Raw genomic sequence first — 23,470 nt, 5'->3', positions numbered from 1 at the left:
CGAGTGGGTCAGTGGGAGCCGTTGCCGGACCGCCTTCCCGTGGACATGCGGCGGCTGGCCACACAGCTGCGGCGGATGAAGGACCGCAGCGGCCTGACCGTGCCGGCGCTCGCGGCCCGTACCGCGCATTCCGTCGAGGGCTGGGAACACGCCTTCGCCGCCCGCCAGTTGCCGCCGCTCGACGCCGTCGAGGTGCTCGCGCAGGCCAGCGGCGCGGACTACGACAGGACCGGCGCGCTGTGGAAGCTCGCGGAGAAGGCCGCGGCCGGCAGCGGCGACCGCGGTCGCGGCCGCCCGGTGCCGCGCCCCGACCCGCTGGACCCGCTCGGGGCCGAGGAGGGGCTGCCGGGCAGGCGGCGCCGGTTCCTGCTGCTCGCCGCGGTCGCCGCGCTGGCGGTGGCCGCGCTCGTCGGCGTGATCCTCACCGCGGGCGCGGGCAGCGGGCGCGCGCCGGGCAGCGGGACCGCGAACCCGACGGCCACGGGCCCCGCCGTGCCGGAACGTTTCACCACCCCCGGTTCGCCCTCCCACCGCGCCCGTCCGGGCGGCGCCCCCGCCGCCCCCGCGCCCGGCGCGCCCGCCGACCGGCCGTCCGCGGCGATGGGCGCCACCTCGCCCGCGGCCGCGCCGACCGCCGCGCCCGCCGCGCCCGCCGCGCCCGCCGCGGGCGCGCCGGCCTCGACCGCCCCGGCGGCGCCGGGCGGCGCCACCGCGAGCACCGGCCCGCAGGACCCCACCGGCCCGCCGGCCACCACCCCGGCGCCGGGCGGCACGGCCACCGCGTCCCCCACCCCGACCCGCTCGCAGCTCTGCCTCGGCCTGATACTGCTGGGCGTCTGCGTCGGCTGACCCGCACGGGCAGCCGCACGGGCAGCCGGCCGGACGGCGGGCCGGGGCTCCCGGTGACCGGGGCCACACGACCGTGCGTCGAGCGCGGACGCCGCGCGCGATAGCCTGACGGATGGCTCTCTTGACGCCGAGAGATGCCACGATCGGGGCCGCTCGGGCGCTGCCGGGGCGACCGCACACGCCGCAGCACACCCGCAGCAAAGGCCAGGAGAAGGCAATGACTCGCACTCCCGTCAACGTCACCGTCACAGGAGCGGCCGGCCAGATCGGCTACGCCCTCCTCTTCCGCATCGCCTCGGGCCACCTGCTCGGCGCGGACGTGCCGGTGAGCCTCCGGCTGCTGGAGATCCCGCAGGGTCTCAAGGCCGCCGAGGGCACCGCGATGGAGCTGGACGACGCCGCCTTCCCGCTGCTGCGCGGCATCGAGATCACCGACGACCCGAACACCGCCTTCGACGGCGCGAACGTCGCGCTGCTGGTCGGCGCCCGCCCCCGCACCAAGGGCATGGAGCGCGGCGACCTGCTGGAGGCCAACGGCGGCATCTTCAAGCCGCAGGGCAAGGCGATCAACGACCACGCGGCCGACGACATCAAGGTGCTGGTGGTCGGCAACCCGGCGAACACCAACGCGCTGATCGCGCAGTCCGCCGCCCCGGACGTGCCGGCCGACCGCTTCACCGCGATGACCCGCCTGGACCACAACCGCGCCATCGCGCAGCTCGCCAAGCGGACCGGCGCCCAGGTCTCCGACATCAAGCGCCTCACCATCTGGGGCAACCACTCGGCGACCCAGTACCCGGACATCTTCCACGCCGAGGTCGCGGGCAAGAACGCCGCCGAGGTCGTGAACGACGAGCAGTGGCTCGCCGACACCTTCATCCCGACCGTCGCCAAGCGCGGCGCGGCCATCATCGAGGCCCGCGGCGCGTCCTCGGCCGCCTCCGCCGCGTCCGCCGCCCTGGACCACGTGCACACCTGGGTCAACGGCACCGCCGACGGCGACTGGACGTCGATGGGCATCGTCTCCGACGGCTCCTACGGCGTGCCGGCCGGGCTGATCTCGTCCTTCCCGGTGACCACGGAGAACGGCTCCTTCGAGATCGTGCAGGGCCTGGAGATCAACGAGTTCTCCCGCCCCCGCATCGACGCCTCGGTCCAGGAGCTGGCGGAGGAGCGCGACGCGGTGCGCGCCCTCGGCCTGATCTGACGGCGCGACGGCACGACGGCCTGATCGACGAGGGGCGCCACGGGACCGTGGCGCCCCTCGCGCGTGTCCGGCGCCCGGCGGCCGGGCTCACCGGTGGGCGCGCGTCACGCGTCACGTCGTGGCTGTCGATGGTTCCACCGTTTGGCGGAGCGCTCCGGGCGCGCGGCGGCGCGATGCGGTGGTACGCCGTCAGGTGGCGGACGCGGCCAGCACCTCGCACAGCAGGTCCACCGCGCCGCTGAACGCGTGCTCCGGCGGCGTCCCGTAGCCGATGACCAGCGCGGGCGGGGTGTCCTGCGGCGCGCCGAAGGACGGCAGTCCGCCGACCGCGAGTCCGCCCTCGTACGCGCGGGCGATCACGGTGTCCAGCGGGTCGGCGCCCGGCGGCAGTTCGAGCAGCGCGTGCAGGCCCGCGGCGATCCCCGAGAGCCGCACCCGCGGCGCCCGCGCGGCGAGCGCGGCCACCAGGTGGTCCCTGCGCCGCCGGTAGTGCAGCCGCATCCGCCGCACATGGCGGTCGTACCCGCCGGAGCCGATGAACTCCGCGAGCGTCAACTGGTCGAGCACCGGCGACTGGTGGTCGGCCAGCCGCTTCTCCCGCAGCACCGGCGCGAGCAGCCGCTCGGGCACCGCGATCCAGGCCAGCCGCAGCCCCGGCGCGAGGCTCTTGCTCGCGGTGCCGGCGTAGACGACGTGGTCGGGCGCGAGGCCCTGCAACGCGCCCACCGGCAGCCGGTCGTAGCGGAACTCGCCGTCGTAGTCGTCCTCCACGACCAGCCCGCCGGTCTCGCGCGCCCACGCGGCGACCGCGGTGCGGCGCGCCGGCGAGAGCCGCACGCCCATCGGGAACTGGTGGGCGGGGGTGAGGAGCACCGCGCTGACGCCCGCGTCCAGGCCCTCGACGGCGGCGCCGTCCGCGTCCACCGGCAGCGGTACGGGTTCCAGGCCGGCCGCCCGCAACTGGGTGCGGGTGTCGGGCAGTCCGACCTCCTCGACGGCGATCCGCCGCGCGCCGAGGCCGCGCAGCGCGCGTGCCAGCAGGCCGACCGCCTGGACGTAGCCGGTGCAGACCACCAGCAGGTCGGGCCGGGTCCGCACGCCGCGCACCCGGGCCAGGTAGTCGGCGAGCGCGGTGCGCAGCTCGGGGCGGCCGCGCGGGTCGGAGTAGCCGAAGGCCTCGCTGGGCGCGGTGGTCACCGCCCGGCGCGCCGCGGCGGCCCAGGCGGCGCGCGGGAAGGACGACAGGTCGGGGGAGCCGGGCCACAGCACGTACGGCAGGCCGGCGGTGTGGGTGTGCGGCACCAGGTCGGGGGAGGCCATCCGCGCGGCGCGCTCGGCCGGCGAGGGCGGCCGCCGCGGCGGCGGAGCGGCGGCCGGCGCGCCGCCGGGGCGCGGCGCGACCGCGGTGCCGGAGCCCTGCCGCGCGGTCAGCCAGCCCTCGGCGACGAGCTGGGCGTAGGCGTCGGCCACGGTGTTGCGTGCCAGGTCCAGGTCGCGGGCGAGCACCCGGCTGGACGGCAGCCGGGTGCCGGGGGCGAGCCGCCCGTCCCGTACCGCCTCGCGCAGCGCGCCCTCCAGGCCCGCGCGGGAGCGGCGGCCGGCCAGGTCGAGCAGCAGGTCGTAGTCGCCGCCGCGCTCGGGACCGGCGGGACCTGCCGCAGTGGCCCATGAGTTCATGGTCCAAGTGGACCACGGCCGGGCGCCACTTCGCTCCTAGGGTGGTTCCATGACGACGATCACCGAGAACGCCCAGGACAACGAGAGCACCCGGAGCACCCAGGACACCCAGAGCAACCGGAGCGCGAGCGGCGCGGTGGCCGCGCCGGCCCGCCGGATCGACCTGATGGACGGGGCGCCGGACTTCTACCAGGCGATGTTCGCCCTCGACAAGGCCGCCGCCCGCGGCCTGGACCCCGCCGTGCGCGAGCTGGTCCGCATCCGCGTCTCGCAGCTCAACGGCTGCGCCTACTGCGTCGACAAGCACAGCGGCGACGCCCGGGCGCTCGGCCTGTCGGAGCGGACGGTGTACGGGGTCGCGGTGTGGCGCGAGACGCCGTTCTTCACCGCCCGGGAGCGGGCCGCGCTGGCGCTGGCCGAGGACGTCACCCGGCTCGGCGCGCACGGCGTGTCCGACGCCGCCTACGACGGGGCGGCCGCGCTCTTCGACGCCGGCGAGCTGCCGCGGCTGATCGCCATGTGCGTGACGATGAACGCCTGGAACCGGATCGGCGTCACCTGCCGGATGTCGCCGGCTCCCGACGCGGCGTCTCGCTAGCCGGCGCGCCGCCCTCGCCGAACCTGGCCAGCGCCAGCGCGCCGAGCAGCGCGAGGGCGAATCCGGCGACGGCCACCGGCGCCCAGCCGTGCCGGGTGCGGTCGCCCAGCGCGAGCACCCCGACCAGCGCCGGGCCGACCGTCTCGCCGAGCACCATGCCCGCGGTCGCCGCGGTGACCGAGCCGCGCTGGAGCGCCGAGGTCAGCAGCAGGAAGCCGGCGGCGCCGCCGAGCAGCAGCGCGTACAGGGCGGGGTTCGCCAGCAGCGTGGCGGGCCTGATCCCGTCGATGAGGCGGACGGCGACCTCGACCACCCCGAAGCCGCATCCCGCGCCGAGGCCGAGCGCGGCCGCGCGGGACCGCTCCGGCAGCCGGCCCGCGGCCGCGCCCAGCGCGAGCACCACGGCGGCCGCGCCGAGCGTCGCCCAGCGCAGCGCGTCGCTCCCGTGCGAGTCGCCCTCGCCGCCCGAGGACAGGCCCAGCAGCGCGAGGCCGCCGCACACCGCGGCGACCGCGGCCCACTCGCGGCCGGCCAGCCGCACCCCGAGCATCCGGCTGGCGGCCAGCGCGGTCACCGCCAGGCTCGCGGCGAGCGCCGCGCCGACCGTGTAGATGGGCAGCGACCGCAGCGCGATCAGCTCCAGGACGAAGCCGGCGGTGTCCAGGCCGAGCCCCGCGAGGTACTTCCACTGCTTCGCGGCCCGCGCCAGCAGTCGCGCGTCCACGCCCGATCCGGTGCCCGGCGCCGTCGCGCGGGTGGCGACGGCCTGCAGCACCGACGCCACTCCGAAGCAGACCGCGGCGCCGAGCGCCGCCACCATTCCCATGCCCACCGCCCCACCCTATGGGCGCGGCGGCGGACGCCCTCACACCGAGGCCGTCACAGGTGGGAGGCGGGCTCGCGGGTCGCCTGGTGGGGGAGTGCGGGCCGCGGGTCGGGGCCGAAGGGGTAGTCGCGGACCTTGCGCCACACCGCGTCGGCGCCCTGCTCGTACAGCGCGAAGCCGCTCGCCTGCCAGCCGGCGGTGAAGGACGCCAGGTCGCGCTGGGCGCGGTCCATCGCCTCCTCGGCGATGCCGTGGGCCACCGTGACGTGCGGGTGGTAGGGGAACTGCAGGTCCCGCACCACCGGCCCTGACCTGACCGCCTCCTGGAGCGCGGCGCAGGACGACGCGCCGTCGGCGACCCGGACGTAGACCACGGGCGACAGCGGACGGAAGGTGTCGGTGCCGTCCAGGCGCAGCCGGAAGGACCGGCCGTGCGCCGCGACGTGCGCGAGGTGGCGGTCGAGGTCCGGCAGTTCGGCGTCGGCGACCTCGGTGGGCGGCAGCAGCGTGATGTGGGTGGGGATGGCGTACGCCACCGGGTCCCCGAAACCGGCCCGGCGCTCCTGGAGGAGCCGCCCGTACGGCTCCGGGACCGCGATGGACACGCCAATGGTGGTGATGGCGGAGCCGGCCACTGCGTTCACCCCTTGCCCAGGTCGGTCAGAAACGGTCATGCCGGGACGGATACCCCGTCCAGTGTCGCGCGCGGACCCCGCCCGCAGAGAGCGAGATCCGTCACAGCCACCGGAGGGGCTTGTCCCGTCGTGTCAGTGTTTGGCGGGCAGCAGGCCGATCCGGTCGTACGCCGTGGCCAGCGTCTCGGCGGCCACCGCGCGCGCCTTCTCCGCGCCCTTCGCCAGCACCGAGTCCAGCGTCTCCGGATCGCCCAGGTACTCCTGGGTGCGCTCGCGGAACGGCGTGACCCACGCCACGAAGATCTCCGCGAGGTCGGTCTTCAGCGCACCGTAGCCCTTGCCGGCGTAACTCTCCTCGAGTGCGGCGACTGTGGTGCCGGTGAGTGCGGAGTGGATGGTGAGCAGGTTGCTGACGCCCGGCTTGTCCGTCTCGTCGAAGCGGATGACGGTGTCGGTGTCGGTCACCGCGCTGCGGAACTTCTTCGCCGACACGGACGGCTCGTCCAGCAGGTTGACCAGGCCCTTGGGCGTCGCCGCGGACTTGCTCATCTTCGCCGTCGGGTCCTGGAGGTCGTAGATCTTCGCCACCTCCCGCACGATGTGCGGCGCCGGGATGGTGAAGGTGCCGCCGAACCGGGAGTTGAACCGCTCGGCCAGGTCCCGGGTCAGCTCGATGTGCTGGCGCTGGTCCTCGCCCACCGGCACCGCGTCCGCCTGGTACAGCAGGATGTCGGCGACCTGGAGGATCGGGTACGTGAACAGGCCGACGGTGGAGCGGTCGGCGCCCTGCTTGGCGGACTTGTCCTTGAACTGCGTCATCCGGGACGCCTCGCCGAAGCCGGTGAGGCAGTTCATCACCCAGCCGAGCTGCGCGTGCTCGGGCACGTGGCTCTGCACGAAGAGCGTGCAGCGGTCCGGGTCCAGGCCGGCCGCCAGCAGCTGGGCGGCGGCCAGCCGGGTGTTCGCCCGCAGCGTCGCCGGGTCCTGCGGCACGGTGATCGCGTGCAGGTCCACCACCATGTAGAAGGCGTCGTGGGTCTCCTGGAGTGCCACGTACTGGCGGATCGCACCGAGGTAGTTGCCCAGGTGGAAGGAGCCGGCGGTGGGCTGGATGCCGGACAGTGCGCGAGGACGATCAGTGGCCATGCCCTCATTCTCTCAGGTGGCGCCCGCGCTCCCATACCCCCGGAACGCCTCCCGGCACACGGTGTGGAACCGCCGACGTACGGCCGCCGCGGCCGTAAGGTTTGCGGTCACCACCGGCGAGCGACGATAGGAAGGGGCACCACCCCGCCCCGTCGCAGGCCAGCCTCCTGACGCACGACGAACGGAGTACGCACGTGACCACCACACCCGCCACCGGTGAGACCGACCGCTCGATCGCGGCCGCCGAGGCGTACAGCGCCCACAACTACCATCCGCTGCCGGTCGTCGTGGCGTCCGCGCAGGGCGCCTGGATGACGGACGTCGAGGGCCGCCGCTACCTCGACATGCTCGCCGGGTACTCCGCGCTCAACTTCGGCCACGGCAACCCGCGGCTGATCGCCGCCGCCAAGGCGCAGCTCGACCGCGTCACGCTGACCTCGCGGGCCTTCCACCACGACCGGTTCGCGGACTTCTGCCAGGCGCTCGCGGAGCTGTGCGGCATGGAGATGGTGCTGCCGATGAACACCGGGGCGGAGGCGGTCGAGACCGCCGTGAAGACCGCGCGCAAGTGGGGCTACCGGGTCAAGGGCGTGCCCGACGGCCGGGCGAAGATCATCGTCGCCGCCGACAACTTCCACGGCCGCACCACCACGATCATCAGCTTCTCCACCGACCCCGAGGCCCGCGCCGACTACGGCCCCTACACCCCCGGCTTCGAGATCGTCCCCTACGGCGACCTGGCCGCACTGCGGGCGGCGGTCGACGAGGACACGGTCGCGGTGCTGATCGAGCCGATCCAGGGCGAGGCGGGCGTGCTGGTGCCGCCGCCCGGCTACCTCGCCGGGGTGCGCGCGGTCACCCGCGAGCGCGGCGTGCTCTTCATCGCCGACGAGATCCAGTCGGGGCTCGGCCGCACCGGGCGCACCTTCGCGTGCGAGCACGAGGATGTCGTGCCCGACATGTACGTGCTCGGCAAGGCGCTCGGCGGCGGCGTCGTGCCGGTCTCCGCGGTGGTCTCCTCGCGCGAGGTGCTCGGCGTGTTCCGGCCGGGCGAGCACGGGTCGACCTTCGGCGGGAACCCGCTGGCCTGCGCGGTCGGCCTGGAGGTGATCGCGATGCTGCGCACCGGTGAGTACCAGGACAGGGCGGCGGAGCTGGGCGCGCACCTGCACGCGGAGCTCGGGCTGCTCACCGCGGGCGGCGCGGTGGCCGCGGTGCGCGGCCGGGGGCTGTGGGCGGGCGTCGACGTCGCGCCCGCCCTCGGCACCGGCCGCCAGATCTCCGAGCGCCTCCTCGCCCGCGGCGTCCTCGTCAAGGACACCCACGGCTCGACCATCCGCCTCGCCCCCCCGCTGGTCATCAGCAAGGACGACCTCGACTGGTCCCTCGCGCAGCTCCGCGAGGTCCTGGCCGCCTGAGCTTGTCGCTGACGCTCCCGGGCCACCGGCCGCCCGCGCCCCCGGGTGGGGCGCGCGTTCCGGGCGCGGCCCGGGTTCTTCGGGGGCGCGGGGAACTGCGCGGCCAGCCGTCGCGAGGGCTGGGGGTCGTCTCCGGCCCGGTGGGGCTGTTGCGGTCGTTTCCGGGCCGCCGGCCGGTGGGTGGTCGCTCGCGCCGTTCCCCGCGCCCCTGGTGGGGTGCGACGCCCACCGCGGTCCGGGCGCAGCCCGTTGTCGGGGCGCGGGGCCCGAGGTGCGAGGGGGCGGGCGCCGTTTCCGGGGGAGGGGACGCTACAGCGTGATGCTGCGGAAGACGCGCCTCGGCAGCAGCCGAACCCCCGCCATCAGGGGGCGCAGCCCCCACGGGACCCAGACGATCTCGGTGCGCCGCCGCAGGCCCGTCTCGATGGCGGCGGCCACCGCGTCCGGGGTGGTGGACAGGGGGGCCGGGGGGAGCCCGGCGGTCATCTTCGTGTGGACGAAGCCGGGGCGCACCACCATGACGTGGATGCCGTCGTCGTGGAGCGCGTCGCCGAGGCCCTGGGTGAAGGCGTCGAGGCCGGCCTTGCTGCTGCCGTAGATGAAGTTGGAGCGCCGGGCCCGCTCGCCCGCCACCGAGGAGAGCACGACGAGCGAGCCGTGCCCCTGGCGCTGGAGCGCCGCCCCGCAGACCAGCGCCGCGGAGACCGCGCCCGCGTAGTTGGTCTGCGCGACGCGCACCGCGGCGGACGGCTCCTGCTCGTCCCTGGCCTGGTCGCCGAGGACGCCGAAGGCGAGCAGCACCGCGTCGATGTCGCCCTCGGCGAACACCTTGCCGAGCACCTCCTCGTGGGTGTCCGGGTCGAGCGCGTCGAAGGCGACCGTGCCGACCTCGGCGCCGAGCGCGCCCAGCTCGCGTGCGGCCGCGTCCAGCGCTGGGGAGGGCCGCCCGGCGAGGTGGACCCGGCGGGTGCGGCGGCCGATGAGGCGCCGCGCCGTGGCCAGGCCGATCTCCGAGGTGCCGCCGAGGACCAGCAGGGACTGGGGTGCGCCGAATGCGTCCTTCACGAGGGCCTCCAGGGTGGGCTCAGGGTGATCCGGGGGATGACGAACGGGGACGGGACGAATGGGGACGGGAAGGACCGGCGGCGCGCGGTCACAGCGCGAGCCGCCGGGCCAGGTCGGAGGTGAGCGCGCCGCGCGGGTCGTAGCGGGCGCGCAGCTCGCGGAAGTCGTCGAGGCGCGGGTACATCCGGGCCAGCAGGTCCGGGCGCAGCCGGGAGTCCTTGGCGAGGTAGACGCGGCCGCCCGCGGCGGCCACCTGCTCGTCCAGGCCGTCGAGCAGCTCGCCGAGGCCGGGCAGGCCGGCCGGGATGTCGAGGGCGAGCGTCCAGCCGGGCACCGGGAAGGACAGCCAGCCGGGGTCGCCGTCGCCGAACCGTTTGAGCACCGCGAGGAACGACGGGCAGCGGTGCTCGCCCAGCCGGCCGACGATCCGGCGCAGCGTCTCCTCCTGGCCGTGGCCGACCGCGAACTGGTACTGGACGAAGCCGCCGCGCCCGTAGATCCGGTTCCACTCCGGCACGCCGTCCAGCGGGTGGAAGAACGAGGTCAGCTTCTGCAGCCGGCCGCGGCGCTCGCGGGGGGCCTTGCGGAACCACACCTCGTTGAAGAGCCCCACCGCGGTGCGGCCGAGCAGGCCCTCGGGCACGAAGCGCGGCGCGGCGGGCAGCCGCAGCGGGCGGAAGGCCAGCGGGTCGCGCCGGGCGGCGGCGCCGCGGTCGCGCTCGGGCAGCGCGTCGAGCGGCGCGTGGTCGCCGCGGGTGAGCACCGCGCGGCCGGTCGCCGCGCCGCGCGCCAGCAGGTCGATCCAGGCCACCGAGTACCGGTAGCGGTGGTCGGTGGTGGTCAGCCGGGCCATCAGGTCGTCGAGGTCGGCCGCCCGCTCGGTGTCCACCGACATCAACGACGTCTGCACCGGCAGCAGTTGGACGGTCGCGGCGAGGATCACGCCGGTCAGGCCCATGCCGCCGGCGGTCGCCCAGAACAGCTCGGGCTCATCCTCCGGGGTGACCAGCCGGGTCTCGCCGTCGCCGGTGAGCAGCTCGATCGCCCGCACATGGCGGCTGAACGACCCGGACACGTGGTGGTTCTTGCCGTGGATGTCCGCGCCGATCGCGCCGCCGACGGTCACGTAGCGGGTGCCGGGGGTGACCGGCACGAACCAGCCCAGCGGCAGCAGCACCTGCATCAGCCGGTGCAGCGACACCCCGGCGTCGCACACCACCAGGCCGTTCACCGCGTCGATCTCGTGGACGCGGTCGAGGCCGGTCATGTCCAGCACCGCGCCGCCGGCGTTCTGCGCGGCGTCGCCGTACGCCCGGCCCAGGCCGCGGGGGACCACACCGCGCGGGCCGCACTCGCGCACCGCCGCTGCGGCCTCCTCGTACGACACCGGGCGCAGCAGCCGGGCCGAGGTCGGGGCGGTGCGCCCCCAGCCGGTGACGCTGGTCGTCGGGACGGCCGGGGCCGCGGTGGGACCGGGGGCGCCGGGGGCGGAGGGTACGGGCATACGGCGACCGTATCGCCCTGGAACATCCGTATTGCTTGTTATGCGGCTTTTCTCACTGGAAAGGGCGAAAGGGGGTGCGTGAGCGGGCGAGCCGCACGGTAAGGACACCAGGTGCGCTACGACCACGAACTCCTCACCGTGCTGCGCCGCTGCGGCGACCGCCGTCAGGTCGCGGGTGTCGCCAGGGGGCTGTCCCGGGCCGGTGAGCACGGCGCGCTCTGGCTCGCCGCGGGTCTGGCCGGAGCGGGCGCCGCGGGCGCCGACCGGGCCCGGCGCGACGCCTGGCTGCGGGCCACCGTCCTGGTCGCCGGCGCGCACGCGGCGAGCATGGTGCTCAAGCGGGCGGTGCGCCGGCCGCGGCCCGAACCCGCGCGGGCCCGCCCGCTGGTCCGCACCGCGGGCCGGCACAGCTTCCCCAGTTCGCACGCCGCCTCCTCGGCGGCCGCGGTGATCGCCTTCGGCGCGCTGCTGCCGCGCGGCCCCTTCGGGCCCGCCGTCCCCCCGCTCGCCGCCGCCGTCTGCGTGTCCCGGCTGGTCGTCGGCGTGCACTACCCCACCGACGTGGCCTTCGGTGCGCTGCTGGGCGGGGCGATGGCCCGGCTCGGCCGCGGCTGGGCCCTGGCAGGTGTCTCTGCATGACCGAACCGACCGCCGGCGTCATCGACAAGTCCGCCGCCGTCCCGGCGCTGCCCGCCCCCGCCACCGCGCTGACGCTGGCGATCGGGCTGCTGCGCACCGCACGGCCCCGGCAGTGGGTGAAGAACGGGCTGGTGCTGGCCGCGCCGCTGGCCGCAGCCCGGCTGCTCACCGGCGCGCAGGTGGTACGCCTCGGTCTGGTCTTCGCCCTGTTCACCGCCTGCTCCGCGGCGGTCTACCTGATCAACGACGCGCGGGACGCCGAGGCCGACCGGGCCCACCCGGTCAAGTGCCTGCGCCCGGTCGCCAGCGGGGCCGTCCCGATCGGCGCCGCCTACACCGCCGGCGCGCTGCTCGCCGTCCTCGCCCCCGCGGTCGCCGCCGTGACCTGCAACGCCGACACCGCCGCGCTGCTCGCCTCCTACGTGGCCATGCAACTGGCCTACTGCATGCGGCTCAAGCACATCCTGGTGGTCGACCTGGTGATCGTCACCGCCGGATTCCTGATGCGGGCGATGGCCGGCGGGCTGGCGCTCGGCATCACCCTCTCCCGCTGGTTCCTGATCACCTCCGGCTTCTGCGCGCTGTTCATGGTCGCCGCCAAGCGGTACTCCGAGCTGGTCCTGATGGCCGGCCAGGACGGCGAACTCGGCGCGTCCCGCGCGCTGCTCGGCTCGTACACCACCGGCTACCTGCGGTTCGTCTGGCAGCTCGCGGCGGGCGTCGCGGTGCTGGCGTACTGCCTGTGGGCGATGGAGACCGGCGGCCGGGCCGGCGGACTGCTGCCGTGGCGCCAGCTGTCGATGATCCCCTTCACCCTCTCGGTGCTGCGCTACGCCGTCTTCGCCGACGCCGGCTCGGCCGGCGAGCCCGAGGACGTGGTGCTGCGCGACCGCGCGCTGGCCGTCATCGGGCTGGCGTGGGGCGTGCTGTACGTGCTGGCCGTGGTCAACCGATGAGCGGTCCCGCGGGGCGGGCGGGCCGGGGCGCCGGCCGGCGTCCCCGCGGCGGCTCCGGTCGCGGTGGCCCGCGCACGATGGGGCGGGAGCTGCTCGGCTTCGCGGTGGCCGGCGGCGCCGCCTACGCGGCGGACCTGGGCCTGTTCATCTGGCTGCGCGGCTCCGGCGGACTCGGCCCGCTCACCGCGAAGGCGCTGTCGTTCCTGGCCGGTTGCACGGTCGCCTACCTCGGCAACGCGCTCGGCACCTACCGCGGCCGTACGAGGGCGTCCGGCCGCGCCCGCCGGTACGGGGTGTTCTTCGCCGTGAACATCGCCGGCGCCCTCGTCCAGCTGGTGTGCCTGGGCTTCTCGCACTACGTCCTCGGCTTCACCGCGCCACGCGACGACGTGGTGTCGGGGCTGGTCATCGGCATGCTGCTCGCCACCGCGCTGCGGTTCTGGGGGACGCGCACGCTCGTCTTCCGCCCGGCCCCGGCGGGCGGACCGGCCGCCGGAGCGGCGGCGGATCCGGCGGCGGATCCGGCCGGTCCCGGGACCGCGGACCCCGTCGCCCCCGAGGCGGCAAGCGTGCGCCGGCGGGAGGAGGGTAGCCGACCGACATGGACTGGCTGACGCGGCTGCCGTGGATCGGACCGCGCATCCGCGCGGCCCTGCGCACCCACGCCTGGCGGGCGTTCGCGCACCTCCAGACCGTGCACTGGACCCGGCTGGCCGCGGCGATGACCTTCACCAGCTTCCTGTCGCTGTTCCCGCTGCTCGCGGTGACGGCCGCGGTCGGCGCGGCCCTGCTCAGCCGGCGCCAGCTCGACACCATCGAGCACAAGATCAGCGAGCAGATCCCCGGCATCGCCGACCAGCTGAACATCAGCGGCCTGGTCGCCAACGCCGGCACGGTCGGCGGCATCGCCGCGGCGCTGCTGGTCCTCACCGGCATCGGCTGGGTCAGCTCGCTGCGCGACTGCCTGCGCGCGGTGTGGGCGAAGGACAACGAGGAGCGCAACCCCTTCGTCGCCAAACTCGCCGACTTCGGGGTCCTGATGGGGCTCGGCGCCGCCGTCGTCGTCTCGCTCGGCGCGTCCGGGTTCGCCACCGCGGCCGTCGCCTGGACCGCCGACCGGATCGACCTCGCCGACCAGGGACCGGGCCGCGCGCTGCTCACCGCGGTCGGCTTCGTCCTCGCGGTGGTCGCCGACTTCCTGATCCTCACGTACCTGCTGACGCTGATGCCCGGCGTGGAGCCGCCCCGCCGCTCGGTCGTGGTCGCCGCCCTGATCGGCGCGGTCGGCTTCGAACTCCTGAAGCTGCTGCTCAGCAGCTACCTCCAGAGCGTCGCGGGCAAGAACATCTACGGAGCGTTCGGAACGCCCGTCGCCCTGCTGCTCTGGATCAACTTCATGGCCAAGCTGCTGCTGTACTGCGCCGCGTGGACGGCGACCCCGGTGCACGCCGGGGACCCGCCGCTCGTCGGCACCGCCGAGCCGGCCGGCTCTGACGAGCCGGAGAGCACGGACGCACGCCCCGCGGCCGCGAAGCCGGGCGGCCCGCGGCAGCCCGACGGGCCGTCGGAGTCCGAAAAGCCCGGGCGGCCGGGCCAGGCCGGAGAGCCGGGTCACCCCGACCAGCCGGGTCGGGCCGAGGGGTCGGCGGAGTCCGGGAAGCCGGAGCGGCCCGGGGAGCCGGGGCGCCCCGACGGGGAGGGAGAGGCGGCGGTCAGCGTCGGCGGCGGCCGGAGCCGCCGCGTCGGCGGCGCCCACCGCTGGGTCCGGCCGGCGAGGCGACGCCCGCGAAAGGAACCGCCTCGGACGGAAGCGGGCGGCGGCGGCGTACCACGATGACGACCAGCGCCAGCAGCAGCGCGGTGCCCGCGGCGATGCCCGCCGCGGTCCACATCCCGCGCGACGAGGAGCCGGCCGCCGCGGCCGCGGCATGCCGCGCGGGGCCCGCGGCCTGCACGGTGGCGCTCGGCGACGGGTGCGGCACCTTGCTCAGCGGCGGCACCAGCGTGCCGACCGGCTGCACGGTGGGCGCGGCCCTGAACCCCCAGTCGAGCAGCGAGGCGGCCTCGCTGTAGACGAGGTTGTGCTTGTCGTGGGACGGGTTCATCACGGTGACCAGCAGCTTGCGCCCGCCGCGCTCGGCGACCCCGGTGAAGGTCGCGCCGGCGTTGGTGGTGTCGCCGTTCTTCACCCCGGCGATCCCCGGGTAGCGGTCGATGTCGTAGTCGCCGCTGAGCAGCCGGTTGGTGTTGGAGATCGCGAAGGACTCCCGGGCCTTGGTCGGCTTGCCCTTCTTGTCCTTCTTGAAGTCGCCGGGGAACTGGGCGGAGACCGTCGAGCAGTACGCGCGGAAGTCGGCGTTCTGCAGGCCCTGGCGGGCGAAGAGCGTCAGGTCGTACGCGCTGCTGTCCTGGCCGGGCTCGTCGTAGCCGTCGGGGGTGACGACGTGGGTGTCGTCCGCCTGGAGTTCGTGGGCCTCAGCGTTCATGCCGCTGACGGTGGCCGGGACGCCGCCGTTCATCGCGGACAGGACGTGCACGGCGTCGTTGCCCGAGCGCAGGAAGACGCCGAGCCACAGGTCGCGCACCGAGTAGGGGAGGTTCTCCTTTATCCCGACCAGGCTGCTGCCCTCGCCCATGCCGGAGAGGTCGGAGAGCTTGACCTTGTACACCTGGTTCTTGGGGAACTTGGGCAGCACGGTGTCGGCGAAGAGCATCTTCAGGGTGCTCGCCGGGGGGAGCTTCCAGTGCGCGTTGTGCGCGGCGAGCACCGCACCGGTCTCGGCGTCCGCGACGATCCACGAGCGCGACGTCAGCTTGGCCGGCAGCGCGGGGACGCCCGGCGCGGCGTTCACCTGGGTGCCCGGGGCTCCCAGCCGGTCGCCGCCGATCGTCGACATCCGCGCGGGCGGCTGCGGCGTGGGCGTCGGCTTCGGGGCCGCCGCCGCGGTCCCGGTCAGCGACGCGCCGCCGAGTACGGCGGCGGTCACGGTCACGGTCAGGGCGCGGTACCGCAGGGCGGTGGTGGTCTTCGCGGGCACCAGCCGAACGTACAGGGCCGCGCGGGACGCCCGCGCCACCGGGTCGGGCGGCGTCGGGGTGAGTATCGCCACCCACCCCCGAGGGAACCTCCCCGCGGAGCCCGCCCATACTGGGACGTATGAAGCTCAGCCGCCGCGTCTCCTGGTTCCTGGCCGCCTTCGGCGTGTGGTCGTGGATCGTGTGGACCACGTTCGTGAAGAACCTGTGGAAGGACACCAGCGGCCTCGCCTTCCACCACGGCGACCACTCCCACCCGACCGCCTACTTCTGGATCCACCTCACGCTGGCGGTCGTCTCCACCGCCCTCGGCACCGCGATCGGCATCCTCGGCCTCCGCGGCCTGCGCGCCGCGCGCCACCAGGCGCAGCCCGCGCCCACCGACGAGAGCACCGGCTCAACGGCCCTCGGCGAGCGCCACTTCGGCCCAGACGGTCTTGCCGACGTCGCGGGAGGACACGCCGCACGCGCGGGTCAGCGCCTGGACCAGTAAGAGGCCGCGGCCGGACTCCGCGTCGCCGTCGGGCGGTACGGGCCGTCCACCCGTGGTGTCCTGCGTCAGGACCGTCGGCGTCCGGCGCCGTACTCGGCCGACGGCAAAGGGCTCTTGCCTATCGTCGGGAGGATGAACTCCTGGATGAGCCCGGTGGCGTCGCGGACCAGCGGGCGGAAGGCGCGGTAGCGGGACAGCGAGATGACGCGGGCGGCGAAGGGAGTCGAGCGGCGGACGAACTCGCGGGTGCGGGCGGTGTCGGGGGTGCGGTCGAAGACCCAGTAGAGGACGACGACCATCAGGTGCAGCCAGAGCAGGTCGGGCAGCAGTTCGGCCAGCTCGGTGTCGAGTTTGGGCGCCAGGTCCGAGCCGGTGAGCACGTCGCGGAAGAGGGCGACGGCGGTGGTCCGCGCGGGGTGGGACTCGTTGGAGAACGGGCTGAGGGAGCTGTCCGGGTCGGCCGCCGTACGGAAGAACTGCGCGGCGAACTCGTGGTACTCGGCGGCGCAGTCCAGCCAGGACTCCAGAGAGATCTGCAGCCGGCCGGCGAAGTCCCGCACGCCCTCCATCCGGGCGGTCGCGTCGAGCGCGTGCGCGTGCGTCATCAGGTCGTAGAACCCCTGGATCAGGAATTCCTTGGACTCGAAGTAGTAGTACGCGTTGCCGACCGAGACGCCGGCCTCCTTGGCGATGGCCCGCATGGTGGTCTTGTCGTAGCCGCGCTCCTGGAACAGCCGCATCGCGGTGTCCAGGATCAGCGTCCGGGTCTGCTCGCTCTTGCCCGTCTTGGGCCGGGCCCGGCCGCCGGGGAGCTCCTCGGCCGCCGCGCCCGGCTCCGGCCCGGGGGCGGGAGCCGCTGCGCTGTTCATGTCCTCCACCCCGGTGAGCCTAGTGCTCTGGCCACGAAGGCCAGAGCACTAGCCGGGCGGCGCGCATCCGTCGGTGCACGTCGCGTCGCCCTCCGCGGCCGGCGGCGCCGGCAACCGCTGGGTCCAGCCGCCGTTGCCCTCGTACACCCACACCGGGGCCGGGCCCTGCCGGGCTGCCCCGGTGGGGGAGTACCGCCCCGCGAACGGCCCGGCGGGGTCGGGTGCGCGCGGCGCGACCGGGTGCCGGGGCAGGCCGGCGGTGGTGTCCGCGCGCTGCCACTGCGCCCAGCCGCCGCCGGCCGCGGCGTCCTTGCGGGCCTGCGCCTCGCGCCACTTGGCGGCGCCGAGGACCGCCGCCCTGGCCACGCGGCGGCCGTGCGCGGTGGCCAGGGTGTGCGAGAGGGCGCGGTGGTCGGCCAGCGCCCACAGGCACACCACCCAGGCGGCGTCGCCCGTGTAGACCTGGCCGGCGTCGCCGACCACGGTGATCTCGCGCCGGGTGGCGCCGTCGTGGTCGAGCGCCGGGAACCAGTTCCTGGCCTGCGCCGAGCCGACCGGCACCAGCCGGATCGGCACGAGCTGGCGCTGGCCGCGCAGCCAGCCGCCGACGAAGGCGCACAGCCTGCAGTCCGGGTCGTAGAGCACGGTGAGTCCGCGCAGCGGGGTGCGCTCGGGGCGCCCGCCTCCCGCCGGCCGGACCCCGGGAGCGGCGCCGGCGGTCATCTCAGACCCCCGCCGGAGCGATCCGGGTGTGGTCGTCCGGCTCGATCGGCGGGAACTGCTCGCGCTCCAGCAGGCCGCGGCGGCGGATGCGGTTGAGCGCGTAGACGTTGCCCAGGTGCATCACGCCGAGCACCAGCAGGACGACGCCGAGCTTGACCGACAGGGCCTCGAAGACTTGCCGGGCGTCGTCGATGGTGTCGCCGGACTTCAGGTACAGGGCCACGAAGCCCAGGTTGACCAGGTAGAAGCCGACCACCAGCAGGCGGTTGACGGCGTCGGCGAGCGCGTCGTTGCCGTGCAGCACGTCGGCCAGGAAGACCCGGCCGTTGCTGCTGAGCGTGCGGGCCACCCACACGGTCAGGCAGACGCTGATCAGCAGGTAGACGACATACGCGAGGACAGTCATGTCCATGGCGCGTACCACCCCTCATTCGTTCTTTGAACGTGTTCAAAAGAGCTGACACGCTCACGGTAGACCTCTTTTTGAACACGTTCAAGGCCAGGTCCGGCCGGCGTCGGCCCGAGCCCGCGCGCAGAAGGGCCCGGCTCCCTCGGGGGAAGGAGCCGGGCCCAGTCCTGCGGGGCGGCCGGAGCGGCCGCGCGCTGCGTCAGTCGGAGGAGAAGCTCAGCTCCAGATCGACGCTGCCGTCACCGTCGTCGTCGCCCTCGGCGACCCGCACGGTCACGGGGAAGGGCGGATACCCCATGGTCAGCAGGGTGTAGCTGCCCGGGTGCAGGTTGCCGAAGGCGTACCCGCCGTCCTTGCCGGTGGTGATCGAGGCGATCTCCTTGCCGTCGGCGTCCTTCAGCACCACCTGCGCGTCCTCCACCGGCTCGCCGTCCGCGCGGCGGACCGTGCCGGTCAGCGAGCCGGTGCCGGTGAGGTGCAGATCACAGGTGACCGGACCGTCGTCGGTCAGCACGCTGGCGGTCTGCGGGTGGTGGCCGTCGGCGTTGGCGACCAGGACGTACGGGCCGGGTCCCGGCGTCGGCAGCAGGAACGCACCGTCCTGCCCGGCACTGGCCCGGCCGACCTGGCGGCCGTCGGAGGCGATCAGGGTCAGCTCCGCGCCCGGCACCGGCAGCCCGGCGACGCCGGTCACCCGGCCGCGCACGGCGGGACCGCCGTCCTCGGCGGGAACCCGCGCGCCGGGCACCACCGGCGCCGGCGGGACGTCGGAGCCCGGCCCGGCGGCGGACCCGACGCCGGCCCCGGCGGTGGCCACCGCCACCGCCTCCTCCGCGGGCTCGACCGCCAGGTGCGGCAGGCGCTTGTCCAGCCACTCCGGCAGCCACCAGTTGGAGCGGCCGAACATGTGCATCAGCGACGGCACCAGCACCGTCCGCAGGATGAACGCGTCCAGCGCGACCGCCCCGGCCAGCCCGATGCCGAACATGGCGAGCACCCGCTCGCCGCTGAGCACGAAGGCGAAGAAGACGCAGATCATGATGACCGCGGCGGAGTTGATCACCCGGCTGGTCTCGGCCAGGCCGACCCGCACCGCCCGCGCGTTGTCCTTGCTGTTGACCCACTCCTCGTGCATCCGGCTGACCAGGAAGACCTGGTAGTCCATCGACAGGCCGAAGAGCAGCGACAGCATGATCACCGGCAGGAAGGCGTCGATCGGGCCGGCCCGCCCGGCCAGCGAACCACCCCAGCCCCACTGGAAGATCGCCACCAGCACGCCGAACGACGCGGCGGCCGCCACCAGGTTCATCACCGCCGCGGTCAGCGGCACGACCAGGCTGCGGAAGGCGAACAGCAGCAGCACGAAGCCCAGCGCGATGATCACACCGATGAACAGCGGGAGCTTGGCGAACAGGACGGTGGCGAAGTCCTCGAAGATCGCGGTCTGGCCGCCGACGTAGGCGTGCATGGTGGTGCCCCGCTCGGCGGCCGGCACGACGTCGTCGCGCAGGTGGTCGATCAGGTCCGAGGTCGCCTTGTCCTGCGGCGAGGTGGTCGGCACCGCGTCGATGAACTCGATGTCGCCGGCGTTCTTCAGCGGCACCTGCGCGGCGAAGGCGATGCCGTCGGTCGACTTCAGGGTGGCCACCAGCCGCGTCACCGCGGCCTTGTCGGCGGCCGTCGGCGCCTCGGCGAGGATGGTCAGCGGGCCGTTGGAGCCCGGTCCGAAACCGTCCGCCAGCAGGTCGTACGCCTTGCGGGTGGTGGTCGTCGTCGGGTTGTTGCCCTGGTCCGACGAACCGAGGCGCAGGCTGAGCGCGGGGACCGCCAGGACCGCCATGACGACCACCGCGACGGCGGCCAGCGCGCGGGTGTGCCGCTCCAGGAACGACGACCAGCGGGCCGCCGGGCCGGTGGCGCCCGCGGTCTGCGGGCCCGCCGCGGCCAGCTTGCGGCGCTGGCGGCGGCTGAGCACCCGCGGCCCCAGCGCGCCGAGCATCGCGGGCAGCAGCGTGGTGGCCGCCGCGACCGTGACGATGACGGTCAGCGAGGCGGCGACGGCGACGCCGTTGAGGAAGGTCAGCCGCAGGGTGAACATGCCCAGCAGCGCGATGCACACCGTGCCGCCGGCGAAGAGCACCGCGCGGCCCGAGGTGTTGAGGGAGGCGACCGCCGCCTCCTCCGGGCTCTTGCCGGCCAGGATGCCCTTGCGGTGCCGGGTGACGATGAACAACGCGTAGTCGATGCCGACGCCGATGCCGACCAGGCTCGCCAGCTGCGGGGAGAAGTCCGCCACGTTCATGCCGTGGCTGAGCAGGATGATCGCCGACGAGGCGATGCCGACGCCGAACAGCGCGGTGAGGATCGGCAGCAGCATGCCGAACAGCGAGCCGAGCGCCAGGAAGAGCACCACGGCCGCGGCGGCTATGCCGACGCCCTCGGCGAGTCCGGGCACCGGCTGCTCGGCCTGCGCCGGCTTGTTGCCGCCGACCTCGACCTCCAGGCCCGGGGCGCGCGCGGTGTGCGCGGTGTCGATCAGCAGCGTCGCCTGGTCGTTGGACATGTCGTTGCCGAGCTTGGTGTACGTCACCGTGGCGTACGCCGTGCGGCCGTCCTTGCTGATCTGCGCGGCGCCCGCGGTGTCGTACGGGCTGACGACGGTGCCGACGTCCGGCTGCCCGGCGATCTTCGCCAGCACCGGGGTGATGTGCCGCCGGACCGAGGCGTCCTTCACCGAACCGGAGTCCACGTGCCACACCACGGTGTCGGCCTCACCGGACCGCGCCGGCAGCGCCTTGTCCATCAGGTCGAGGACCTTGGTCGACTCGGTGCCCTTCAGGGAGAAGGCGTTGGAGTACGCGTCGCCCGCGATGCTGCCGGCCGCGCCGACTCCCACGAGTGTCGCCACCCACAGGGCGATCACCCACCATTTGTGACGAAAACACCATCGTGCCACACCGGCCACGGCCACATCCCCCATCGTTCAGGTGAAGTACGCGTCTTCCCACGCGTGTTTGTCCAACGAGCCTCTTCAGCCTCCGTGGCTCTGGTGGCCGTCACCAAACGGATCGACGTTCTCTCAGGGAACTCCAAAGTTCGGTCCTGCCGGACCGCGGGCCGGCGACCGGATACTGGGTGCCATGGACGCTGACCCGGCCGCCGCCGCCGGCCCGCAGAGCGCGCAGGCACCCGCCCCCCGCGCGCCGCTCGCCACCGTGCTCGTCGTCGAGGACGAGCCGGGCATCGCGGACATCCTGCGGATCACCCTGAAGTACAACGGCTTCGCGGTGCTCGGCGCGGCCACCGGCCGCGAGGCGGTCGCCGTCGCCCGGCTGCACCGGCCCGACCTGGTGCTGCTCGACGTGATGCTGCCGGACGGCAACGGCTGGGAGGTCTGCCGCACGCTGCGCGCGGACCGGGCCGCGCAGGACGAGGAGGACGACCTCGCGATCATCTTCGTCACCGCCCGGGACGCGCCGCGCGACGTGGTGGCCGGGCTCGCGCTGGGCGGCGACGACTACATCACCAAGCCGTTCGGCGTCGACGAGGTGGTGGCCCGGGTGCACGCGGTGCTGCGCCGCACCCGCCGCCGCACCGGCCAGGCCGAGCGGGTGCTGCGCCACCGCGACCTGGAGATGGACGAGGCGACGTACACCGTGCGCCGGGCCGGCCAGCCGGTCGAACTGACGCCCACCGAGTACAACCTGCTGCGGCACCTGCTGCGCCACGCCGGGCGCATCCTCACCAAGGAGCAGCTGCTCCAGCACGTCTGGCGGTACGACACCGCGGTGTCGTCCACCGTCGTCGAGACGTACATCTCCTACCTGCGGCGCAAGCTCGACCGGCTGGGGCCGCCGCTGATCGAGACGCGGCGCGGCATCGGCTACGGGCTGACCGGGGACCCGGCGTGAAGTGCTCGTTCTGGCCGCGGCCGCAGTCGCTGCGCGGCCGCTTCACCATCGCCAACGTGCTGTTCCTCGCGGCCGGGCTGGTGCTGGCGGCGGCCGCCAGCATCGCCGCGACGTACATGGTGCTGATCGGGCAGATCGACGAGACGCTGCGGTCGCAGAGCACCGCGCTGGACCGGGCCGCGCTCGGCAGCGACGGGCTGCGCCAGCTGTGCACCCTCGCCGAGCTGCTCCAGATGGGCAAGGGCGGCGCGTCCGTCGCCGACGCCTTCCAGCAGGACCTGTTCATCGTGCTCGACGCCCAGGGGCGGCCCGCCACCGTCTGCCACGACGACGCCGGGCCGGTCACCGCCGACCAGCGGCGGATGGCCGACGCGCTCTCCGACCCTGCGCACCTGGCCTCCGGCGGCACCTCGACGGTGCGGTCCGGGATGACCGAGTACCGGGTGATGGCCACCCGGCTGCCCGACGGCACCCTGGTGGTCCACGGCATCCGGCTCAACGGCGTCAAGCACGCCATCGGCAAGCTGCTGATCTGGGAGTCGGCGGCAGGCGTCGTACTGCTCGGGCTGCTCGCCACCGGCTCGCTGACCGCCGCCAGACGCCGGCTCAGCCCGCTGGAGGACATGGTCGAGACCGCGTCGGCGATCGCCGAGGGCGACCTGTCCCGGCGGATCGGCGCGGCCCGGCACGGCTCCAGCGAGGTCGAGCAGCTCAGCAGCGCGCTCAACGCGATGCTCCAGCAGATCGAGACCGCGCTGACCGAGAGCGAGCGCGCCACCGCGCAGCTCCGGCAGTTCCTCGCCGACGCCTCCCACGAACTGCGCACCCCGCTGGCCTCCGTCCGCGGCTACCTCCAGCTCTACGAGAAGGGCATGCTCGACCCGGACGAGCGCGACCGCGCGCTGGGCCGGGTCTCCGCGGAGGCGCTGCGGATGAGCCGCCTGGTCGACGAACTCCTCGCGCTGGCCCGCCTGGAGGACCGCCCCGCGCTCCCGCACTGCCCGGTCGACCTGGCCGCCCTGGTCGGCGACGCGGCGGCGGATCTGGCCGCCCAGCAGCCGGAGCGGCCGCTGACGCTGCTGCCGGCGGGCGTGGGAGGCGCCGCCGCGGTCCGCGCGCTCGGCGACGAGGCCGGGCTGCGGCAGGTGGTCGGCAACCTTCTCGGCAACGTGCTGGTGCACACCCCCGCGGACTCCCCGCTGACGATCGAGCTGGTCCGCGAGGGCGGCGACGTGGTGCTGCGGATCGCCGACTCCGGCCCGGGGATGGCCGCCGACGACGCCGCGCGGGTCTTCGACCGGTTCTTCCGGGCCGCGCCCGACCGCGCCCGCGAGACCGGCGGGGCCGGCCTCGGCATGTCCATCGTCCAGGCCGTCGTGCACGCCCACGGCGGCTCCGTCGACCTCGACACCGCCCCGACCCGCGGCCTGACCGTCCACGTCCGCCTGCCCGCCGCCGCGCCCTGACCCACGCGGTCCGGGCGCATCCAAGGGGGGGTGAAGGGCGCGG

At 74.7% G+C, this 23,470-nt stretch carries 20 protein-coding genes and 2 pseudogenes; 11 read left to right on the top strand and 11 right to left on the bottom strand.

Features of this window, described 5'->3' with window-relative positions; all coding sequences use genetic code 11:
• Positions 1-3 precede the first annotated feature (3 nt).
• Entirely contained in the window at positions 4-849 is an 846-nt protein-coding gene (locus V2S66_RS07170) for a helix-turn-helix domain-containing protein (RefSeq protein ID WP_330793670.1), read from the top strand.
• Between the two features lie 217 nt (positions 850-1,066).
• Positions 1,067-2,056 carry a malate dehydrogenase gene (locus V2S66_RS07165; RefSeq protein ID WP_330793669.1) on the top strand — a complete coding sequence of 330 codons (990 nt, stop codon included), beginning with the start codon at positions 1,067-1,069 and terminating at the stop codon, positions 2,054-2,056.
• Between the two features lie 189 nt (positions 2,057-2,245).
• Here the strand turns inward: V2S66_RS07165 and pdxR are convergent, their stop codons facing one another.
• Positions 2,246-3,733 carry a MocR-like pyridoxine biosynthesis transcription factor PdxR gene (gene pdxR, locus V2S66_RS07160; RefSeq protein WP_330793668.1) on the bottom strand — a complete coding sequence of 496 codons (1,488 nt, stop codon included), beginning with the start codon at positions 3,731-3,733 and terminating at the stop codon, positions 2,246-2,248.
• A 49-nt stretch (positions 3,734-3,782) separates the two neighbouring features.
• Here pdxR and V2S66_RS07155 point away from each other — a divergent pair, with 49 nt between their 5' ends.
• Positions 3,783-4,331, top strand: a complete 549-nt coding sequence (locus V2S66_RS07155; RefSeq protein WP_330793666.1) for a carboxymuconolactone decarboxylase family protein — start codon at positions 3,783-3,785, stop codon at positions 4,329-4,331.
• On the opposite strand, the gene V2S66_RS07150 is transcribed toward V2S66_RS07155, so the two are convergent.
• The 3 genes from V2S66_RS07150 to trpS all read right to left on the bottom strand — a co-directional run bounded on the left by V2S66_RS07150 (position 4,288) and on the right by trpS (position 6,938).
• Positions 4,288-5,151 (bottom strand): hypothetical protein, encoded by an 864-nt coding sequence (locus V2S66_RS07150; protein ID WP_330793909.1) that lies wholly within the window; start codon positions 5,149-5,151, stop codon positions 4,288-4,290. The two genes, V2S66_RS07155 and V2S66_RS07150, sit on opposite strands and share 44 nt — an antisense overlap.
• A gap of 59 nt (positions 5,152-5,210) precedes the next feature.
• Entirely contained in the window at positions 5,211-5,831 is a 621-nt protein-coding gene (locus V2S66_RS07145) for a 2'-5' RNA ligase family protein (RefSeq protein ID WP_330793665.1), read from the bottom strand.
• Between the two features lie 93 nt (positions 5,832-5,924).
• Positions 5,925-6,938, bottom strand: a complete 1,014-nt coding sequence (gene trpS, locus V2S66_RS07140; RefSeq protein WP_330793663.1) for a tryptophan--tRNA ligase — start codon at positions 6,936-6,938, stop codon at positions 5,925-5,927.
• A 194-nt stretch (positions 6,939-7,132) separates the two neighbouring features.
• On the opposite strand from trpS, the gene rocD reads away from it, so the two are divergent.
• Positions 7,133-8,356 carry an ornithine--oxo-acid transaminase gene (gene rocD / locus V2S66_RS07135; RefSeq protein WP_330793661.1) on the top strand — a complete coding sequence of 408 codons (1,224 nt, stop codon included), beginning with the start codon at positions 7,133-7,135 and terminating at the stop codon, positions 8,354-8,356.
• A gap of 309 nt (positions 8,357-8,665) precedes the next feature.
• Here the strand turns inward: rocD and V2S66_RS07130 are convergent, their stop codons facing one another.
• Together V2S66_RS07130 and V2S66_RS07125 are read right to left on the bottom strand one after the other, a co-directional pair.
• On the bottom strand, positions 8,666-9,421 hold the full coding sequence (locus V2S66_RS07130; protein ID WP_330793660.1) for a decaprenylphospho-beta-D-erythro-pentofuranosid-2-ulose 2-reductase: 756 nt from the start codon (positions 9,419-9,421) through the stop codon (positions 8,666-8,668).
• An 88-nt stretch (positions 9,422-9,509) separates the two neighbouring features.
• A complete protein-coding gene (locus tag V2S66_RS07125) occupies positions 9,510-10,925 on the bottom strand; it encodes an FAD-binding oxidoreductase (protein WP_330793658.1) in 1,416 nt (471 codons plus the stop codon).
• Positions 10,926-11,036: 111 nt separating this feature from the next.
• Here V2S66_RS07125 and V2S66_RS07120 point away from each other — a divergent pair, with 111 nt between their 5' ends.
• The 4 genes and pseudogenes from V2S66_RS07120 to V2S66_RS07105 all read left to right on the top strand — a co-directional run.
• A complete protein-coding gene (locus V2S66_RS07120) occupies positions 11,037-11,564 on the top strand; it encodes a phosphatase PAP2 family protein (protein WP_330793657.1) in 528 nt (175 codons plus the stop codon).
• Positions 11,561-12,520: a decaprenyl-phosphate phosphoribosyltransferase gene (locus V2S66_RS07115; protein ID WP_330793656.1), complete on the top strand. Its 960-nt coding sequence runs from the start codon at positions 11,561-11,563 to the stop codon at positions 12,518-12,520. Before V2S66_RS07120 ends, V2S66_RS07115 begins: the two co-directional genes overlap by 4 nt.
• A gap of 77 nt (positions 12,521-12,597) precedes the next feature.
• Complete coding sequence (locus tag V2S66_RS07110; protein WP_330793654.1) at positions 12,598-13,134, top strand: GtrA family protein; 537 nt, start codon at positions 12,598-12,600, stop codon at positions 13,132-13,134.
• Positions 13,122-14,063 (top strand): annotated as a pseudogene (locus V2S66_RS07105) (YihY/virulence factor BrkB family protein); the annotation flags it as partial. The gene V2S66_RS07110 and the pseudogene V2S66_RS07105, both read left to right, overlap by 13 nt.
• A 169-nt stretch (positions 14,064-14,232) precedes the next feature.
• Here V2S66_RS07105 and V2S66_RS07100 read toward each other — a convergent pair.
• Positions 14,233-15,558, bottom strand: a complete 1,326-nt coding sequence (locus V2S66_RS07100; protein ID WP_461949942.1) for a D-alanyl-D-alanine carboxypeptidase family protein — start codon at positions 15,556-15,558, stop codon at positions 14,233-14,235.
• 119 nt (positions 15,559-15,677) lie between these two features.
• Between V2S66_RS07100 and V2S66_RS07095 the strand changes: the two are divergent.
• Positions 15,678-15,923 (top strand): annotated as a pseudogene (locus V2S66_RS07095) (SCO4848 family membrane protein); the annotation flags it as partial.
• Between the two features lie 191 nt (positions 15,924-16,114).
• Here V2S66_RS07095 and V2S66_RS07090 read toward each other — a convergent pair.
• The 4 genes from V2S66_RS07090 to V2S66_RS07075 form a co-directional block, all read right to left on the bottom strand.
• The gene (locus V2S66_RS07090) at positions 16,115-16,918 is read right to left on the bottom strand and encodes a TetR/AcrR family transcriptional regulator (RefSeq protein WP_330793653.1); all 804 of its coding nucleotides are present in this window, start codon (positions 16,916-16,918) and stop codon (positions 16,115-16,117) included.
• A 48-nt stretch (positions 16,919-16,966) separates the two neighbouring features.
• Positions 16,967-17,641: a thiol-disulfide oxidoreductase DCC family protein gene (locus V2S66_RS07085; protein WP_330793652.1), complete on the bottom strand. Its 675-nt coding sequence runs from the start codon at positions 17,639-17,641 to the stop codon at positions 16,967-16,969.
• A 1-nt stretch (position 17,642) separates the two neighbouring features.
• Positions 17,643-18,053 (bottom strand): hypothetical protein, encoded by a 411-nt coding sequence (locus tag V2S66_RS07080; RefSeq protein ID WP_330793651.1) that lies wholly within the window; start codon positions 18,051-18,053, stop codon positions 17,643-17,645.
• A gap of 196 nt (positions 18,054-18,249) precedes the next feature.
• A complete protein-coding gene (locus V2S66_RS07075) occupies positions 18,250-21,030 on the bottom strand; it encodes an MMPL family transporter (protein WP_330793650.1) in 2,781 nt (926 codons plus the stop codon).
• A 160-nt stretch (positions 21,031-21,190) separates the two neighbouring features.
• On the opposite strand from V2S66_RS07075, the gene V2S66_RS07070 reads away from it, so the two are divergent.
• Together V2S66_RS07070 and V2S66_RS07065 are read left to right on the top strand one after the other, a co-directional pair.
• The gene (locus tag V2S66_RS07070) at positions 21,191-21,961 is read left to right on the top strand and encodes a response regulator transcription factor (RefSeq protein ID WP_330793649.1); all 771 of its coding nucleotides are present in this window, start codon (positions 21,191-21,193) and stop codon (positions 21,959-21,961) included.
• Complete coding sequence (locus V2S66_RS07065) at positions 21,958-23,427, top strand: sensor histidine kinase (protein WP_330793648.1); 1,470 nt, start codon at positions 21,958-21,960, stop codon at positions 23,425-23,427. The genes V2S66_RS07070 and V2S66_RS07065 overlap by 4 nt, the downstream gene beginning before the upstream one ends.
• Positions 23,428-23,470: the final 43 nt, after the last annotated feature.

The sequence above is a fragment of the Actinacidiphila polyblastidii genome, assembly GCF_036353415.1.
GTDB lineage: Bacteria > Actinomycetota > Actinomycetes > Streptomycetales > Streptomycetaceae > Actinacidiphila > Actinacidiphila polyblastidii.
This window is presented reverse-complemented; position numbering and strand designations above follow the sequence as displayed.